Here is a 17,286-nt window from a genome sequence, read left to right as displayed (position 1 = left end):
CATGTTTACGAGACGCGATTTTCTGAAGACGACGGCCGCCACCGGGGCACTGGTGGCGACATCCGGGCTTGCCGCCCCCGCAATCGCACAGGATGCTACGATCAAGCTCGGTTATGTCAGCCCGCAGACGGGGCCGCTTGCCGCCTTCGGCGAGGCCGACAAATTCGTCATCGACAGCTTTCTGACGACCACCAAGTCGATGGGTCTCAACTATGAGGTCGTCGTCAAGGACAGCCAGTCCAATCCGAACCGGGCGGCGGAGGTCGCCAAGGAACTGATCGTCACCGATGAGGTGAACCTGATCCTCGTCGCCTCGACGCCGGAGACCACCAATCCGGTGGCGACCACCTGCGAGGCCGAGGAAATGCCCTGTATTTCGACGGTAGCGCCCTGGCAACCCTGGTTCATCGGCCAGCAGGGCAATCCCGGCGACCCCACCTCGTGGAAACCATTCAACTATGCCTATCACTTCTTCTGGGGTCTCGAGGACGTCATCTCCGTCTTCACCAATATGTGGGCGCAGATCGAGACCAATAAGAAGGTCGGAGGCTTGTTCCCCAATGATGGCGATGGCAATGCCTGGGGCGATAAGGTCGTCGGCTTCCCGCCGGTGCTGGAAAAGATGGGCTATGGCCTGATCGACCCCGGCCGCTACCAGAATATGACCGACGATTTTTCGGCGCAGATCAACGCCTTCAAATCGGGCCAGTGCGAGATCATCACCGGCGTGGTGATCCCGCCTGACTTCACCACCTTCTGGAACCAGGCCAAGCAACAGGGTTTCGCCCCGAAAATCGCCTCGATCGGCAAGGCGCTACTCTTCCCGCAGACCGTGGAGGCGCTTGGCAATGCCGGGCATAATCTGTCGTCGGAAGTCTGGTGGACGCCGAGCCATCCGTTCAAGTCGTCCTTGACGGGGGAAAGTGCGACACAGGTGGCAGCCGCCTTCACCAAGGCGACTAACAGGCCCTGGACACAGCCGATCGGTTTTGCCCATGCGCTGTTCGAACTGGCGGTGGATGCGATGAAGCGGGCCGGAGACCCCAAGGATGGGGATGCCGTCGCGCAGGCGATTGCGGCGACCAAGCTCGATACGCTGGTCGGGCCAATCGCCTGGGACGGCAAGGGCCTGCCGCCGTTTGCCGCCAAGAACATTGCCAAGACGCCGCTCGTCGGCGGCCAGTGGCGGCTCAAAGACGGCGGCGGCTACGATCTCGTCATCACCGACAATAAAACGGCGCCGAACATTCCGGTCGGCGGCAAGATGGAAGCTATCGCCTGATTTTGGGCGCGGGGCCCGCTAGAGGCCCCGCCTGTTCTGGGAGGAATGGGTTTGGCAATTCTCGAACTCGATGGTGTCTCGAAGAAATTCGGAGCGTTGACCGTGGCCGAGCAGATTTCCTTTGCCGTCGGCGAAGGCGAGGCGCTGGGGATTATCGGGCCGAACGGCGCCGGCAAGTCGACGCTCTTCAATCTGATCACCGGCAATATCGCCGCCGATAGCGGCAGCATCCGCTTTCTCGGCAGCGATGTGACGCGCACGCCGCCGATGGCGCGCTGCCTGTCGGGAATGGGCCGCACCTTCCAGATCCCGCAGCCGTTCGAGAAGCTGACGGTCTTTGAAAACCTCCTGGTCGCCGGCGCTTTCGGCTCGCGGCGGCGCGAGGCCGAGGTGTCGAACCGCTGCGCCGAAATCCTGGTGGATACAGGGCTGATCGACAAGGCGAATGTGCTGGCCGGAGGCCTGTCGCTGCTACAGCGCAAGCGGCTGGAACTGGCGCGCGCGCTGGCGACGGAACCGAAGCTGCTGCTGCTCGATGAAATCGCCGGCGGACTGACCGAGGGCGAATGCCGGTCGTTGGTTGCCACGATCCGCGCCATTCATGCGCGCGGCGTTGCGGTCATCTGGATCGAGCATGTGCTGCACGCGCTGAATTCCGTCGTCGAGCGGCTGCTGGTGCTGCACTTCGGCAGGGTCATCGGCATCGGCAAGCCGCAGGACATCATGGCCTCGCGCGATGTGCGCGAAATCTATCTGGGGATCGAGGTCTGATGGCGCTGCTCGAAACCAGAGGCTTGACTGCCTCCTACGGTGATATCCAGGCGCTGTTCGGTGTCGATATTACGGTCGGCGCCGGCGAAACCATCGCCATCATCGGCGCCAACGGCGCCGGCAAGACGACGCTGATGCGCTCGATCTCGGGCGTGCTCGCCAATGCGGCTTCGTCGATCCTTTACCGCGACGAGCCGATCGGCGCGCTGCCGGCGCCTGACATTCTGGCGCGCGGCATTGCCATGGTGCCGGAAGGGCGAAAGCTCTTTCCATCGCTGAGTGTCGAGGAGAACCTGCTGATCGGCAATTATGGCCGCAAGGTCGATGGGCCGTGGACGCTCGAAAGCGTCTTTTCGCTGTTCCCGGTCCTCAAGGAGCGGCGCGACAATCCGGCCACAGCACTTTCCGGCGGGCAGCAGCAGATGGTGGCGATCGGCCGCGGGCTGATGTCCAATCCGGCGGTGCTGCTCTGCGACGAGATCAGCCTCGGTCTGGCGCCTGTCGTGGTCCGCGATATCTACGCCGCCTTTCCACGAATCCGCGAGACCGGTGCTTCGATCGTCATCGTCGAGCAGGACATCGCCCAGGCGCTGAAGGTGGCCGACCGCGTCTACTGCATGATGGAAGGGCGGGTGACGCTCTTCGGCCGCGCCGCCGATCTTAGCCGCAACGACATCCACAAGGCCTATTTCGGGACGGATCACCATGAACTGGCTTGATACCATTCTCCAGGGCGTGCTGCTCGGCGGGCTCTATGCGCTGTTTGCAGCGGGGCTCAGTCTCGTCTTCGGCATTATGCGGCTGGTCAACCTCGCCCACGGCGACCTGATCGTGCTTGCCGCCTTCCTGATCCTGGTGCTGGTGACGACACTCGGGCTCGACCCGTTTGTTGCCGCCCTGATAGCGATGCCGCTGATGTTCGCCATCGGTTGGGGCCTGCAATATTTCCTGCTCAACCGCACGCTCGGCAAGGATATCCTGCCGCCGCTGCTCGTCACCTTCGGCCTGTCGATCGTCATCCAGAACGGCTTGCTCGAAGGTTTTTCCGCCGATAGCCGCCGCGTCTTTGCCGGCAGCCTCGAAAGCGCCTCCGTGAATTTGGGCCCCGTCACCGCCGGCATCATGCCGCTGATGACCTTCTTTTCGGCGGTCGCCGTCATCGTCTGTCTCAACCAGCTGATCTATCGCACGTCCGTCGGCCGCGCCTTCCGGGCAACCTCGGACGATCCGGTGACAGCAGGGCTGATGGGCATCCGGCCGCAACGTATCTTCGCCATGGCGACGGGACTTGCCATGGTCGTGGTGACGATCGCGGCTCTCTACCTCGGGACGCGAGCAAATTTCGATCCGACATCAGGACCGGCGCGGCTGATCTATGCCTTCGAGGCGGTGATCATCGGCGGGCTTGGCTCGCTCTGGGGCACGCTCGCCGGCGGCATCATTCTCGGCGTTGCCCAGACGCTGGGCGCTGCGATCAATCCGGAATGGCAGATCCTTGCCGGCCATCTGGCATTCCTCGCCGTTCTCCTGTTCAAGCCGCGCGGCCTTTTCCCGCGCGCGGTGGATTGAGGTGCATCGATGACCATGGCCATTCCCTCCTTCACCGTCGAAACGCGCACCAGGGCATCGACATTGTCCGCCGCGGCGATCATTGCCCTTTTGCTGCTTGCCTTCGCCGCACCCTTCATCGTCTCGCGCGGCATCATCCAGGACTTGTTCTTCATCCTCACCATGCTGGTCTTGGCGCAGAACTGGAACCTGCTTGCCGGTTATGCCGGGCTGATTTCGGTCGGCCAGCAGGTCTTCGTCGGCTTCGGCGCCTATACGATGTTCGGCTGCGTCATCCTGTTCGGCATCGATCCGGTCGTTGCAATCCTGATTGCCGGGCTGTTCTCGGTCGCCCTTGCCATTCCCACAGCCTTCTTCACCTTTCGGCTTTACGGCCCCTATTTCGCCATAGGCACCTGGGTGGTGGCAGAGGTCGTGCGGTTGCTGCTGGCCCAGTGGAAAGCGCTCGGCGGCGGCACGGGCACCTCGTTGCCGCGGGATGCGGCCCGCGACATGATGGGTGTCGGCGTAATGCGCGATGTCTTCGGCATGAAGGCCTCGCAGGCAGGCGATGCACTGACCTACTGGCTGGCGCTGATCCTCGTCGTCGCGACCATCGGCTTCATCTATGGGCTGCTGCGCAGCAAGCAGGGCCTTGGCCTCGCCGCCGTGCGCGACAACGAGCAGGCGGCCCGCGCCGTCGGCGTCGATGCGCGGCGAATGAAGACGCTGGTCTATCTCGCCACCGCCTTCATGACAGGCATTGCCGGGGCGCTGATCTATGTGCAGAAGGCGCGGATTTCGCCGGATGCGGCCTTCTCGGTCACCGACTGGACCGCCTATGTCATCTTCATCGTCGTGATCGGCGGCATCGGCACGATCGAGGGACCGATCCTCGGCGTCATCATCTTTTTTCTGCTGCAGAACCTCCTGGCCGATTACGGCTCCTGGTACCTGCTGATGCTGGGTCTTCTCGGCATCGCCATCATGCTGTTTGCGCCGCGCGGCCTTTGGGGACTGTTCTCAGAACGCACCGGCATCCAGCTTTTTCCGGTTCGCCGCGTCCTGAAGGGCGGGCCGCTCAATCTCACGCATAGGGGAGGGCCTCATGGCTGACATTACCACCGACGTACTCATCATCGGCACCGGCCCAGCAGGCTCCGCCAGCGCTGCCCTGCTCTCGTCCTACGGGGTCGAGAACCTGGTGATCAACCGCTACCGCTGGCTCGCCAGCACACCGCGCGCCCACATCACCAACCAGCGCACCATGGAGGTGCTGCGCGATCTCGGCCGCGACGTGGAGGATGAGGCCTATATGTTCGCGGCCGAGCAGGACCTGATGGGTGAGAACGTCTTCTGCACCTCGCTCACCGGCGAGGAGATCGGCCGGATGAAAAGCTGGGGCAAACATCCGCTGTCGCGCGCCGAGCACCAGCTGTCCTCGCCGACCCTTATGAATGACCTGCCGCAGACCTTCATGGAGCCGCTCCTCTACAAGACGGCCTGTTCGCGCGGCAGCCAATCGCGCATGTCGACGGAATATCTAAGCCATGTACAGGATGAAGACGGGGTTACGACGACCTGTCTCGACCGGCTGACCGGCAAGGAGTTCACCGTCCGCTCGAAATATCTGGTTGGCGCCGATGGCGGCAATTCCAGGGTTGCGGAACATGCGGGCCTGACATTCGAAGGCAAGATGGGCGTCGCCGGTTCGATGAACATTCTGTTTGAGGCCGATCTGTCGCGACTGGTCGCCCATCGACCCTCGGTGCTTTACTGGGTGCTGCAGCCGGGCGCCGATGTCGGCGGCATCGGCATGGGTCTGGTGCGCATGGTAAGGCCGTGGAACGAGTGGCTGATCGTCTGGGGTTACGACATCAATCAGCCGGCCCCTTCGGTGGATGAAGCGCATGCGAAGAAGGTCGTGCGCGATCTGGTCGGCGATCCGGATCTCGAGATGACGATCAAGTCGGTCTCGACCTGGACCGTCAACAACATGTATGCCACGTCAATGTCGAACGGCCGCGTCTTCTGCATGGGCGACGCCACCCATCGCCATCCGCCGTCAAACGGGCTCGGCTCGAACACCTCGATCCAGGATGCATTCAACCTGGCGTGGAAGCTGGCTTTCGTCCTCAAGGGCACCGCTGACCAGAAACTTCTCGATAGCTATCAGGACGAGCGAGCGCCTGTCGCCAAGCAGATCGTCACCCGCGCCAACAAGTCGATCGAAGAATTCGGGCCGATCTTCAAGGCGCTTGGCCTGCTTGATTCGATCGATCCGGTTAAGATGCAGCAGAACATGGATGCTCGCTGCAACAACACGGTTGCTGCTGAAGAACAGCGCGCCGCCATCCGCAAGGCGATCGCCGACAAGGTCTATGAGTTCGATTGCCACGGCGTCGAGATGAACCAGCGCTATCGATCCGGCGCAATCGTAACGGATGGGCAGGCGGAGCCGGCGTTCGCCAGAGACCCGGAGCTGCACTGCCAGCAGACGAGTTGGCCGGGTGCAAGGCTTCCACATGCCTGGGTTTATTCCGCGACAGGTGAAAAGCTGTCGACGCTCGACCTTGCCGGACACGGCAAGTTCACGGTGCTCACCGGCATTGGCGGGCAGGGCTGGATCGAGGCCGCCCGAACCCTGGGGAAGGAACGGGGCATCGATATAGCCGCACACCTGATCGGTCCGCGTCAGCCCTGGCAGGACTTTACCGGCGACTGGGCGAATATGCGCGAAATCCGCGACAGTGGCGTCCTGCTCGTGCGTCCCGACCATCATATCGCCTGGCGAAGCGAGGCGATCGTCGACGATCCGTCAGCCGAACTGCAGCGCGTGCTGACCACCGTTTTAGGGAAATGAGGCCATGATTGACGCACATGAAAAGGGTTTCTTCACAGAGGAGAACTCAGTTGAGGTGGTGACGAGCCGGAACGCCACCGCCACAGACCAGCGCCTGAAGCGTGTGATGGAGGTCGTAACACGCAAGCTGCACGAGGCGGTAAAGGAGCTTGAGCCGACGCAGGAGGAATGGATGGAGGCAATCCTTTTTCTCACCCGCACAGGGCACACATGCAACGAATGGCGACAGGAATTTATCCTGCTGTCGGACGTGCTCGGCGTGTCGATGCTGGTCGACGCCATCAATAACCGCAAGCCCTCAGGGGCTTCCGAAAGCACTGTTCTTGGCCCGTTTCACGTTGCCGACGCGCCGGAACTGCCGATGGGCGCCAACATCTGCCTCGATCAGAAGGGCGAGGACATGGTCATCGGCGGCCACATCCTCGGCACTGATGGCAGGCCGATTGCCAACGCTGTGATCGACGTCTGGCAGGCCAACGACGAAGGCTTCTACGACGTGCAGCAGAAGGGGATCCAACCAGACTTCAACCTCCGCGGCGTCTTTCGCACCGGCGCGGACGGCCGTTACTGGTTTCGCGCGGTCAAGCCTAAGTATTACCCGATCCCGGACGATGGACCGGTTGGCGAGCTGCTCGGCGCGCTCGGTCGCCACCCCTACAGGCCTGCTCACCTGCACTACATCATCAAGGCCCACGGCTTCGAGACGCTCACGACACACATCTTTGATCCGGACGACCCGTATATCCATTCTGACGCCGTCTTCGGTGTGAAGGAGAGCTTGCTTGCCAAGTTCCAGCAGGTTGAGGATCCGGTACGCGCCAACGAGCTCGGTTTCCTGGCTAAGTTCTGGCAGGTAGAGCACGATTTCGTGCTGGCTCGGCCGGAGGAGTAGGATCTTTTGGCGCAAGTCGGCCCCGTCCAAACCGGCGACCAGTCCCACTCGCGGTGAGGTCCGGACGGGCATCTTCGGCCAACCGCCCATGTCCGCAGCTTTGGTCGCGCGCGGGGTGGGAGGGTGCTCCTCGAAAGGTCGCCCCCTCGTTTCCCTCACGAGATAGGATGCTGGGAGCTACCTGCTCTGAAGTGGCGCCGGAAGCAACTCAGGTGGAAAGTCCTGGTAGGAAACCGGTCGCAAAAACCGATAGATTGCCAGCGTGCCGACTGAAGTCGACCGACCGTCGGACGTTGCCGGGTACGGCCCGCCGTGCACCATCGCCGGAGAAACCTCGACGCCGGTGCCGAACCCGTTCACGAGGAGACGACCGGCCAGGAGCTCCAACTGGGAAAGCATTTCCGCAGCATTCGACAAGTCGTCTTGGTGGACGTGCAGGGCAATCGTCAATTGACCTTCCAAAGAGTTCACGACCTGGCGCAGATCTGCTTCATCTCGGCAACGCACGATCAATCCTGCTGCGCCGAATATCTCCTCCTGAAGCTCGGGCTCCGACAGGAAGGAGGCCGAGCTCGTTTCAAAGAGGGCCGCCGCTGCCTGTTGCGGCGTTCCCTGCTTTCCCGTCGCCAGCTGCGATACGGAAGGCGAGGCCGACAGTCTGGCGACACCCTTCCGATAGGCCTCGCATATCCCCCCGGTGAGCATCGTTTGAGCCGGCGATTCCTGAAGAGCTGCGGAGGCAGCGTTTATGAACGCGTCGAGGCCGGGGCCATCGATTGCGATGATGAGGCCTGGATTGGTGCAGAACTGACCGGCTCCCAAGGTCAAGGAGGACGCAAACGATTTCCCGATCGCTTCCGCGTTGTTCCGCAGGGCGTTCGGGAAAAGGATAACGGGATTGATGCTGCTCATTTCGGCGTAGACCGGAATTGGCTGCTTCCGCTCCGAGGCAATCTTCATCAGCGCGGTTCCGCCGCGCCGGGAGCCCGTAAAGCCCACTGCACGTATCCGATGATCGGCGACCAGCATCTGTCCAACCTCAAAACCAGCGTCGAACAGTAAGGCGAAAGTTCCTGCCGGAAGGCCGCTTGCTGCGACCGCCTGCTGGACGGCGCTGCCGACAAGCGCCGAAGTTCCGGGATGAGCGGAATGAGCCTTCACGACAACGGGACAGCCGGCGGCAAGGGCGGAGGCCGTATCGCCTCCTGCGACTGAGAAAGCAAGAGGGAAATTCGAAGCGCCGAACACCGCCACAGGACCGAGAGCCACGTTGCGAAGACGAAGATCAGGCTTGGGTGCAGGCTTCCGGTCGGGATCGGCCGGATCGAACCGGAGTTCTTGGAATGCACCTTCGCGTACCTCTTTCGCAAACAGGCGCAGCTGGCCGACGGTTCTCGTTCGTTCGCCTTCGAGACGCCCGCGCGGCAGGCCGGTTTCGTCCATTGCCCTCAGGATCAGATCGTCACCGAGTTCGAGAATGTTCTCTGCAATCGCCTCCAGGAAAAGCGCGCGCTTCTCCAGCGGTGTCTCCCGATAAATGGGAAAAGCATCCCAGGCGATAGCCGTGGCTTGCTCCACCTGATCTTTCGTCGCTCCCGCAAAGCTCGGCTCCAGAGGCGAGCCGCTGGCGGGATTGGTGGCGGAAAAGCTGGCTGCGCCGCCCCGCAGAACCGCGCCGCCGATGAGAAGATCGCCGGAGACTTTCATGATACATCCTTTCGAAAACCTATTCTGGACCACTTCAGGTCCGCGTTAAAAGATCGCTTGCGGACCTTTCAACGATGATGGCTGGATGTAGATAGTCTCAGAGCGCCGCAAAACCAAGTCACGGGGTCAAAAAGTAATACTTTTTTCAGCCTCCGATATTGTCCTTCAAGATCGCTCAGCGATCGAGAGTTTCACCGCCTCGTCGAAAACCCACCGGCGCCAAAGATCGGCGAGGAAGAACTGAACGCCCTGCTTCAGGAAAGAGTGGCCACGCGATTCGAACGCGGTGCGGCCAAGCCTGCCGACTTTACTGCAGCGATTGTCGTTCGACAGTCCAGCCGAAGGTAATCTCGCGGAGCCATCCGACGTGGACTATCCGTGTAAAAGCGCGATAAGGGATATCGGCATCTCGACCGCGAAAAAATCCATTGCCGCTCTGATAATCATCGCCCACACGGTTATTAGGAAAATTAACGCTGCAATCCTAATTTCTACTGGTTGCATTATTTGCTTCCCCCAGCATGTGCGTCCCCCCCGAGACAATACCTTATTATTCCTCGCGCAAATTCGCTGTGCGCGAGGGATGATGTGCGACTGTAGAGAGAGTGGGCGCGTGCAGCGTCGAATTTTTGGCTCTCTCAAACCTGATGCCGCTTTGACCGATCAAGTCGCCGGACATAGCCTGTTGCTGCGTTCGAGATAATGCCCATCCAGGAAGGAGCGGTAAGCGTCCGCGATACCCTCCTTCAGACCGATCTTAGGAGACCAGCCGAGCGTGCGAAGCTTGTCGACGCTCAAGAGTTTACGTGGCGTGCCATCTGGCTTGGTCAGGTCGCGTGTGATCTTGCCTTCGAAACCAACGACCTTGGAGACGAGATATCCCAAATCCAGGATGGTAATGTCTTCGCCCGAACCTACGTTCACATGACTTTCGGCGGAATAGGTCTTCATGAGATGGAGGCAGGCGTCGGCGCAATCGTCAACATGCAGGAATTCGCGCCGCGGCGTGCCAGTCCCCCAGATGCATATCTCTTGCTGCTGGTTGATCTTGGCCTCATGCGCCTTGCGTATGAGCGCCGGCATGACATGGCTTGACCCGAGGTCAAAATTATCCCCTGGACCATAAAGATTGGTAGGCATGGCCGAGATGAAATCTCTACCGTGCTGTTTGCGATAAGCTTCGCAGAGCTTCAATCCGGCAATTTTAGCGATCGCATACCATTCATTCGTGGGCTCAAGCGATCCAGTCAGAAGTGAGTCCTCAACGATCGGCTGATCGGCGAATTTCGGATAGATGCAGGACGAGCCCAGAAACATCAGTTTTTCGACGTGAGCTCTATGGGCTGCGTGGATGACGTTCGCTTGGAGAATCAAGTTGTCGTAAAGGAAGTCGGCCGGATAAGTAGCGTTCGCCAGAATACCGCCGACCCTCGCAGCAGCCAGGAAGACAGCGTCGGGACGGTTCTTGTTCATCCAGGCCTCCACCTGGTCCTGCCGTCTGAGATCGACCTCGGCGCGGGTGGCCGTCAAAATCTCGCAGCCCTCGGAAGCGAGACGCCGCACGATCGCTGAGCCTACCATGCCGCGGTGGCCCGCGACATAGACCCTTTTTCCGGCAAGGCTATAGATCACTTCAGGCATAGGCAAAACCTTTGGTTACGCCTACCGACGGCACGTTTCGTGCCATGACCTTCAGATCCTCGCGAACCATCTCCGTAACCAGCTGATCAAGACTGGTCTCATGTTTCCAGCCAAGCTTCGTGTGCGCCTTCGTCGGATCGCCAATCAGAAGATCAACTTCGGTCGGACGGAAGTAAGCTGGATCGATCTCCACAACACACTGACCGGATGTCTTATCGTATCCCTTTTCCTCAACACCGTTCCCACGCCACTCAATCGGCATGCCCACCTTGGCAAAGGCCTTGTCAACAAAGGAACGAACCGAGTGTGTTTCGCCGGTCGCAAGGACATAGTCCTCCGGTTCGTCCTGTTGCAGCATCAGCCACATGCCACGGACATATTCTCGTGCATGTCCCCAGTCGCGCTTGGCATCCAAATTGCCGAGATAGAGCCTTTCCTGCAGCCCAAGATGGATCGCAGCCGCCGCCCGGGTGATTTTACGCGTCACGAAGGTTTCGCCGCGGATCGGGCTTTCATGATTGAACAAAATGCCGTTCGAGGCGTGCATGCCATATGCCTCGCGATAATTGACCACTATCCAATAGGCATAGAGCTTGGCCACTGCGTAGGGTGATCGAGGGTAGAACGGCGTCGTTTCGCTCTGCGGGACTTCCTGGACCTTGCCGTAGAGCTCTGAGGTGGACGCTTGATAGAAGCGGGTCTTCCTGGTCAGCCCTAAGAGGCGAATTGCTTCAAGTAGCCGAAGGGTGCCGGTTCCATCTGCGTTGGCAGTATATTCCGGCGTCTCGAAAGAGACTTGAACGTGGCTCTGTGCGGCGAGATTATAGACCTCGTCCGGCTGCGTTTCCTGAACAACACGGATGAGATTCGTCGAATCAGTCATGTCCCCGAAATGCAAAATAAAGCGAGGATTCTCGACATGGGGATCCTCGTATAGATGCTCGATGCGACTGGTGTTGAAGGATGATGAGCGTCGCTTGAGGCCGTGAACAATATAGCCCTTCTCCAGGAGTAATTCGGCCAAATACGCACCGTCCTGACCTGTTATACCCGTAATCAGCGCGACTTTTCTGTTCTTTGTCATTCCTGTATCCATGATTGCCCTCCAACTCGAATACCAATGCAGAAGCATATGATGCTGTGTAGTTCGCACAATATCACAAAAATGAGAGTTTAGTGCATTATATTCTAAGTATTCATGATTTTAATTTGTAGTATTTCATCAGGGATTTCGAAAACATTTCCGAGTCACTGAAATTATACAACGCGTGCCTTGCGGGATTTACATTGTTGATCGCGACAACAATTTCCGAATTTCGCGAGCTTTTCATTTGCTGCAGGCTGAACTCGACCGCGCGGCGGCTCGTCTTTCCCCATCTAACGACTGCCAGTGTTCTTTCCGCCAGGGCAGTCAAATGCACGGTATCTGTCGAGGCGAGCACAGGCGCGCTGTCGAAGATGACAATCTGGCCGGCCGCCCCCGCCATCTCGATGATTTCTGCCAGGCCGTTCGAACGGGTGCGGCGCTGGAGACTGAATTTGCCAGAGGGAATGAAGTCGATACCGCTTGGATGGCGGTAGACGATATCGCGGATATCGGCCTGACCATTCAGGAATTCGTTCAGTCCGTGCACTAGACCCGACCTGAAAAACGAATCGAGTTTTCCCCGCCGAAGGTCGCCATCGACCAGCAGCACCGGAATTGCGGCGGCGGCAAGTTCGATAGCCAGCGATCTCGCGACCAGCGACTTACCTTCTCCGCTGTGAGCCGAGGTAACGACGATACTGTTCGGCAACTTGCCGCCATTGGACTGCTTGAGTGAAAGCACCACGGTACGGATTGCTTCGTCAAACATCGGGACCGGCATATGTTCGAACATCGTTTTCGAATTTTCCCACCGCGCCAGACGCGGGATAAGTCCAGCCGGTATCGTGCGCGCCATTGCAGTTACTTGGTCGAAACTCCGGACCGTCCGATCCGACATTTCGATCACGAAAGCAGCCGTTACGGCACCCGAGATTGCAGCCAGGAGGGCACCCACCAGATAGAAAAGCCGTCCACGTCCCTGCGGCGCGAGCGGCACTGTAGCCGGTGATAAAACTTCCAATTCCGCCCCCGGCAGCATGGCCTTCGCGGCGAGGTCACGGCGCTGGTTCTCAAGCTTGTCGAGTGCCGTTTGTTCCTTTTCGGCGATTTTCTGCAGTCGCGACAACTCCGTCTGCACCAGCGCATCGCGTATGCGTTTTTCTTGAGCAACAACCAACCGGGATTGTACTCCTTCAGCTTCATGATCAAGTGCGGTGAGCTTCGCGCGCATTGTCTGGAGATATTGCTTGGTCGCAAGGTCGAGATCGGCACGGGATTTTTCGATCTCGCCACGTAAATCCACCACGGCCTCGGCATTGCCGTCATATGTCTCAAGAAGACGGGCGAGATCCTGCTCCTGTCCGCGAAGATCGCGTTGCTTTATGGCAATGCTATCGGGGACGACGATATTCTGTGCGACGACCGAAGCTTTATCCGCTGCTTCCAGCGCCGATATCACCCCCTCTACCTCAACGCGGCTTTCTTCGATTTTCCCTTCCCGGCCAGTGAGCTCTAGAAATGACTTGATCCGTTCCTCCTGAGCGTCCTCTTTCGAGACGACGTCCATCGATTCTTGGTAGTTGCGGGCAGCGTCGCGAGAAATGTCCGCGCGAGCCTGCTGTTCGGTGATGCGCTGTCGGATCCATTCTCCCGCTGTCTCCAGGCGGGCATCGACACTGCCCTTCCGTTCATCGAGGTAAATGCTGATGATCCGGTTCGGAACCGCGGCTGCGAGTAGAGGATCAGTCGAATTGAAGCTGATCTGGACAACGTCACTCTTATCTTCATGCCACACGCCGAGCGCCCTAAAATATTCCGGGATGATGGCGTTGATGTTGTCCCGATCAGGCGGAGTGGTTTTTTTTGTGTCGAACAGGCCGCGCAACGTGGCCCGGACCCTTTCAATGAACGAGATCTCCCGCAGCGCAGGATTGAATTCCTCCCGCACTTCAAGATGCAGCTCGCGGACAACACGCTCTGCGATGCTTCTGGATCGAAGCCGTTCAGTCTCCGATTTCGCGTCAAGCAGATCACTGTGGCTGGCATCGTCCGCATCAAGTGATGTTGCGAGGGGCTGGTGGACAATTAACCGGGCCCAGCCCTGGTAGGTGGGCTCCAACCCAAAGATCATAATCGCCGCGGGCGCCATGAACAGAACGGTTATCGCGATGATCATGATCATTCTTCGCCGGACGAGACGGAAGACGGATGCCAGGTCGAAGTTGTCCGCCTTGGTCTCCACCTGAAAGCGAGGATCGTAGCGCATCTGTGAGATCGGAAGGTTGCGGTCCGGCGGAACAGTGGAAATCGTCATCGTGCGCCAACCATTGCTTGAGGTTTCGCGGAAACGGTTTCGTAAAGTTTCTCGAGCGACCGCATATAGGCCCACATGCTGAAATGGTTGAGATAATGTGCGCGCCCCTGGACCGAGAGGCGGATGCAGATTTCTGGATCGGTCACCAGCTTCGCCAGGGCTGCAGCCAGGGCATCCTGGTCTCCGACTGGGACGAAGATGCCGGTTTCCCCGTCGGTAAGGACTTCGTCATGCGCCCCAACACGCGTGGTAACGACGGCGAGGCCGTGGGACAGCCCTTCGAGCACAGCCATTGCCAGACCTTCGGCGTGCGAAGGCAAGACCAGGATATCTGCACGTGCACACAGGGCCCGCGCCTCACTGGCGTCAAGCCAGCCGGGCATCTCTACCTGATTTGAAAGCGCCATGGCGTCAGCCTGACGGCGATAATCCTCGACAGGTCCGTCGCCGGCCAGCACAGCTCGCCACTGGAGTTCTTTCATGACCGGGTGGCTCAGGGCCAACAGAAGCTCCGTGACCCCCTTGCGTTCGCTCAACCGGCCAAGGAATACGATCAACGGTGTCTGACCGACGCGAATATTGTGCGCCCCGGGATCGGGGACGCAATTATGGGCAACGACCGTGCGGCGCTCGTCAACGCCCAAAAGTGTCGTCAGCGTCATGCGATCGCGCCGGCCGAGCGCCACAACGCAATCGGCATTCTGAAACATCCGACGTATGAGCCGTTGTTGGCGCGGCGAGCGTTTCTCAAAGTCGCCGGCGTAGTCGTAGTCGTGCAGGTGTAATATGTGGCAGCACCCGAACAAACGGGCAGCCTCGGTCAGGATCAGTTTTCGGTAGGTGCTGCCGCGGCCAGCGATATGGAAATGGTGAATGCGGGCTGGCGCAACAATCCGGTCCTTTGCCATCATCAGGATGGCGCTGAGCATGCGTGCGGGTGACGTCACCTTGGACCACCGAGCCCCTCTGGTATCGGTGACGAAGTGTTTCGCGCCGGTCACTTTCGCTGTCTCTGTTATATAGCCGACCAGCCTGCCAATGCCGCCGCCGTTCTCGCGGCCGCCCGCAACATAGTGGCGGACGCTAGCCGCGCTCCGTGCTGCCATGCGACTCCTGTCCGTGAGGGCCTCCATCAGCATGACCCGACCACCTCCCGATAAACGGCCGCGGCCTGGGCGCCGACCCGTTCAGGCGAATTCGGTCCTTGTGCCCATTCGAGCGCATTGGCACCGAAATTGTTTCTAAGCTCGCTATTGTCTGCCAATGTCCTGATAGCTGCGGCGAGCTCTTTGGCATCTCCGGGAGGGACCACCATTCCCAACCCATTGGGCTGAACGGTGCCCCGCAACTCGCCGACATCCGTCACGATGACCGGTTTGCCAAATGCAGCGGCAAGGTTGAGCACACCGCTTTGGGATGCTTCCGTGTAGGGAAGCACGACGATGTCGGTGTCCAGGAAAAGCTGGGCGACCTCTGTATCCTCGATAAAACGATTGCGAATATCGTAGCGGCCGGCATCCCCCATCAGCGGCTTGAAGATCATCGGATTGTCGCCACGGCCTGCGACCGTGATGCGCAGGTTGGGAAGTACGTCCTTGAGCATCGCCTCGGCCCGGACCAGATGTTCCAGGCCCTTGTAGGCAAAAATCCGTCCGAAGAGCAGGACGCGTATCGTTCCACCCGCTTCGCGCGGCGCCATCTTCTGTCGCCGGGCGAGCTCCGCATAGCGAAGGATGGAGGGATGCGACAGAACATGGACACAGTCCGGCGATTTTGAATATCGATCGAGGACCAGCCGCTTCAGTCCCTCGCCGTGGACGACAAGATGTCCGGATTGTTTCACCATCAATTCGGGGGCCCAGCCGGGCAGTGTGCGCGTATCGGAATCGCCGGGATGGATTTCCACGTCGTGAACGGTCGTCACCAGCGGGATCGGGCGCCAGAACGGCACGGCGAGGTTCAGCCAAAGTGTAGAATTGCTGAGGAGATGAATGAGGTTCGGCCGTTCCCGCCGGATCAGACGTGTAAGCTGGTACAGAAACCAGGGATTGGAGAGAGAACGGTGTCTCGGCCAGTCCAGAAGGTGCAGATCGACAGCCGGATCGATGGAAGAGGCGAGATGTGCATAGCGCCGGCGCGGTACGGCAAGCACAACGTTTAGGTGTTGGGCAACGCCGCTGGCAAACGAGATGGTATAGTCTTCGAGTTCGGAAACCAATAGCAGCGCCTTCATTTCGCTGCCTCCGACAAGCCGACGTCCAGACCGAGCCGTGACAGGCCGCGCGCCGAGCGCAAACTATCGCGCGTCCGCCTGAGCAGGTTCGGTTCGCCGGCAAAGAAGAGGCCTTCGACGGCAAGCTTGAATCGGGTGCGTGCATCGGCTCCCTGCAGCTTTGCCGACGCGATGCGATAGGGATAGTGATCCGTCAGATGTAGTCTTGCCGGCAGTTCATGGGCTGAGAGAAACAGGTTCGTAGCTTCAACGGTATGCTGCCAGTGCGTCATCCGCCTCCTTAGCGTGGTCGCATCCTCGGTCGCGCGATACCAGTTGTTATTGTGGATGCGGTAGAATCCAAGCGAATCCGGCATGGCAATAACGTCCCCCAGAAACGGATAGATCCCCACGAGCCAGGCGTCGGCTGATATGCGGAATTGCTCGGGAATGCTGCCCGCAGCATTCCATGCGCTACGTCGTACCGCGATGGCTGACGTCATCGGAAAAGGCCACCAACCAGCCGATCTCGTGAGCAGCGGCGACAAAGCGCCCGAACACAGGCTTCGAGGGATCGGCTTGGAAGTCGGCGTGCCATCGACAAGCGTTGGCTGCAGTCGGTGATAGACGAGCGATGCTTGAGGGTTGGCGCGGAACGCTGCAGCCGTCGCCGACAGCTTGCTCGGCGCCCACCAGTCGTCGGCATCCAGAAAACAGAGGATCTCGCCCGTGCTTGATCCCACAGCGGTATTGATCGCAGCGGCCTGTCCTGCGTTCTCCTGAAAGATCAGCTTCACTCGGGTGCCATACGCTTCCAGGACGGACCGCGACTGGTCGGTGGAGCCGTCATCGACGACGATTATCTCGACGTTGCGCGCGTCTTGGCTCAACACGCTGTCTATCGCCCGCCCAACGAAGCGAGCGTAGTTGTAATTATTGATAAGGACACTGAGGGCCGGCCGCTCCATG

13 protein-coding genes and 1 pseudogene are annotated in these 17,286 nt (G+C 59.7%); 7 read left to right on the top strand and 7 right to left on the bottom strand.

From position 1 onward, the window contains the following. Position 1: 1 nt before the first annotated feature. The 7 genes from MOV76_RS14570 to MOV76_RS14540 are packed head-to-tail and all read left to right on the top strand — an operon-like array spanning position 2 to position 7,356. On the top strand, positions 2 to 1,282 hold the full coding sequence (locus MOV76_RS14570) for an ABC transporter substrate-binding protein (RefSeq protein ID WP_247264754.1): 1,281 nt from the start codon (positions 2 to 4) through the stop codon (positions 1,280 to 1,282). 51 nt (positions 1,283 to 1,333) lie between these two features. After that, a complete protein-coding gene (locus MOV76_RS14565; RefSeq protein ID WP_247264753.1) occupies positions 1,334 to 2,053 on the top strand; it encodes an ABC transporter ATP-binding protein in 720 nt (239 codons plus the stop codon). After that, positions 2,053 to 2,772, top strand: a complete 720-nt coding sequence (locus MOV76_RS14560) for an ABC transporter ATP-binding protein (RefSeq protein ID WP_247264752.1) — start codon at positions 2,053 to 2,055, stop codon at positions 2,770 to 2,772. The genes MOV76_RS14565 and MOV76_RS14560 overlap by 1 nt, the downstream gene beginning before the upstream one ends. Continuing rightward, entirely contained in the window at positions 2,759 to 3,622 is an 864-nt protein-coding gene (locus MOV76_RS14555; protein WP_047622218.1) for a branched-chain amino acid ABC transporter permease, read from the top strand. Before MOV76_RS14560 ends, MOV76_RS14555 begins: the two co-directional genes overlap by 14 nt. A gap of 9 nt (positions 3,623 to 3,631) precedes the next feature. Next, positions 3,632 to 4,717: a branched-chain amino acid ABC transporter permease gene (locus MOV76_RS14550; RefSeq protein WP_247264751.1), complete on the top strand. Its 1,086-nt coding sequence runs from the start codon at positions 3,632 to 3,634 to the stop codon at positions 4,715 to 4,717. Further along, the gene (locus MOV76_RS14545) at positions 4,710 to 6,464 is read left to right on the top strand and encodes an FAD-dependent monooxygenase (RefSeq protein WP_247264750.1); all 1,755 of its coding nucleotides are present in this window, start codon (positions 4,710 to 4,712) and stop codon (positions 6,462 to 6,464) included. Before MOV76_RS14550 ends, MOV76_RS14545 begins: the two co-directional genes overlap by 8 nt. Positions 6,465 to 6,471: 7 nt before the next feature. Then, the gene (locus MOV76_RS14540; protein WP_247264766.1) at positions 6,472 to 7,356 is read left to right on the top strand and encodes an intradiol ring-cleavage dioxygenase; all 885 of its coding nucleotides are present in this window, start codon (positions 6,472 to 6,474) and stop codon (positions 7,354 to 7,356) included. Positions 7,357 to 7,533: 177 nt separating this feature from the next. On the opposite strand, the gene MOV76_RS14535 is transcribed toward MOV76_RS14540, so the two are convergent. The 7 genes and pseudogenes from MOV76_RS14535 to MOV76_RS14505 form a co-directional block, all read right to left on the bottom strand. Then, positions 7,534 to 9,063, bottom strand: coding sequence for an aldehyde dehydrogenase (NADP(+)) (locus MOV76_RS14535; protein WP_247264749.1), 1,530 nt, complete (start codon positions 9,061 to 9,063; stop codon positions 7,534 to 7,536). Positions 9,064 to 9,613: 550 nt separating this feature from the next. Next, positions 9,614 to 10,704: pseudogene (locus MOV76_RS14530) on the bottom strand (GDP-L-fucose synthase family protein). Next, positions 10,697 to 11,800: a GDP-mannose 4,6-dehydratase gene (gene gmd, locus MOV76_RS14525; protein WP_112907995.1), complete on the bottom strand. Its 1,104-nt coding sequence runs from the start codon at positions 11,798 to 11,800 to the stop codon at positions 10,697 to 10,699. Before gmd ends, MOV76_RS14530 begins: the two are co-directional and overlap by 8 nt. Before the next feature lie 100 nt (positions 11,801 to 11,900). After that, positions 11,901 to 14,105 (bottom strand): polysaccharide biosynthesis tyrosine autokinase, encoded by a 2,205-nt coding sequence (locus tag MOV76_RS14520; RefSeq protein WP_247264748.1) that lies wholly within the window; start codon positions 14,103 to 14,105, stop codon positions 11,901 to 11,903. Next, entirely contained in the window at positions 14,102 to 15,244 is a 1,143-nt protein-coding gene (locus MOV76_RS14515) for a glycosyltransferase family 4 protein (protein ID WP_247264747.1), read from the bottom strand. The genes MOV76_RS14520 and MOV76_RS14515 overlap by 4 nt, the downstream gene beginning before the upstream one ends. Next, the gene (locus MOV76_RS14510) at positions 15,238 to 16,338 is read right to left on the bottom strand and encodes a glycosyltransferase family 4 protein (RefSeq protein WP_247264746.1); all 1,101 of its coding nucleotides are present in this window, start codon (positions 16,336 to 16,338) and stop codon (positions 15,238 to 15,240) included. Before MOV76_RS14510 ends, MOV76_RS14515 begins: the two co-directional genes overlap by 7 nt. Continuing rightward, the gene (locus MOV76_RS14505) at positions 16,335 to 17,285 is read right to left on the bottom strand and encodes a glycosyltransferase (protein WP_247264745.1); all 951 of its coding nucleotides are present in this window, start codon (positions 17,283 to 17,285) and stop codon (positions 16,335 to 16,337) included. The genes MOV76_RS14510 and MOV76_RS14505 overlap by 4 nt, the downstream gene beginning before the upstream one ends. Position 17,286: the final 1 nt, after the last annotated feature.

Source organism: Rhizobium sp. PRIMUS64, from assembly GCF_023006465.1.
Classification (GTDB): Bacteria; Pseudomonadota; Alphaproteobacteria; order Rhizobiales; family Rhizobiaceae; genus Rhizobium; species Rhizobium leguminosarum.
The sequence above is the reverse complement of the archived record's forward strand: the minus strand, read 5'-3'. Positions and strand labels throughout refer to the sequence as shown.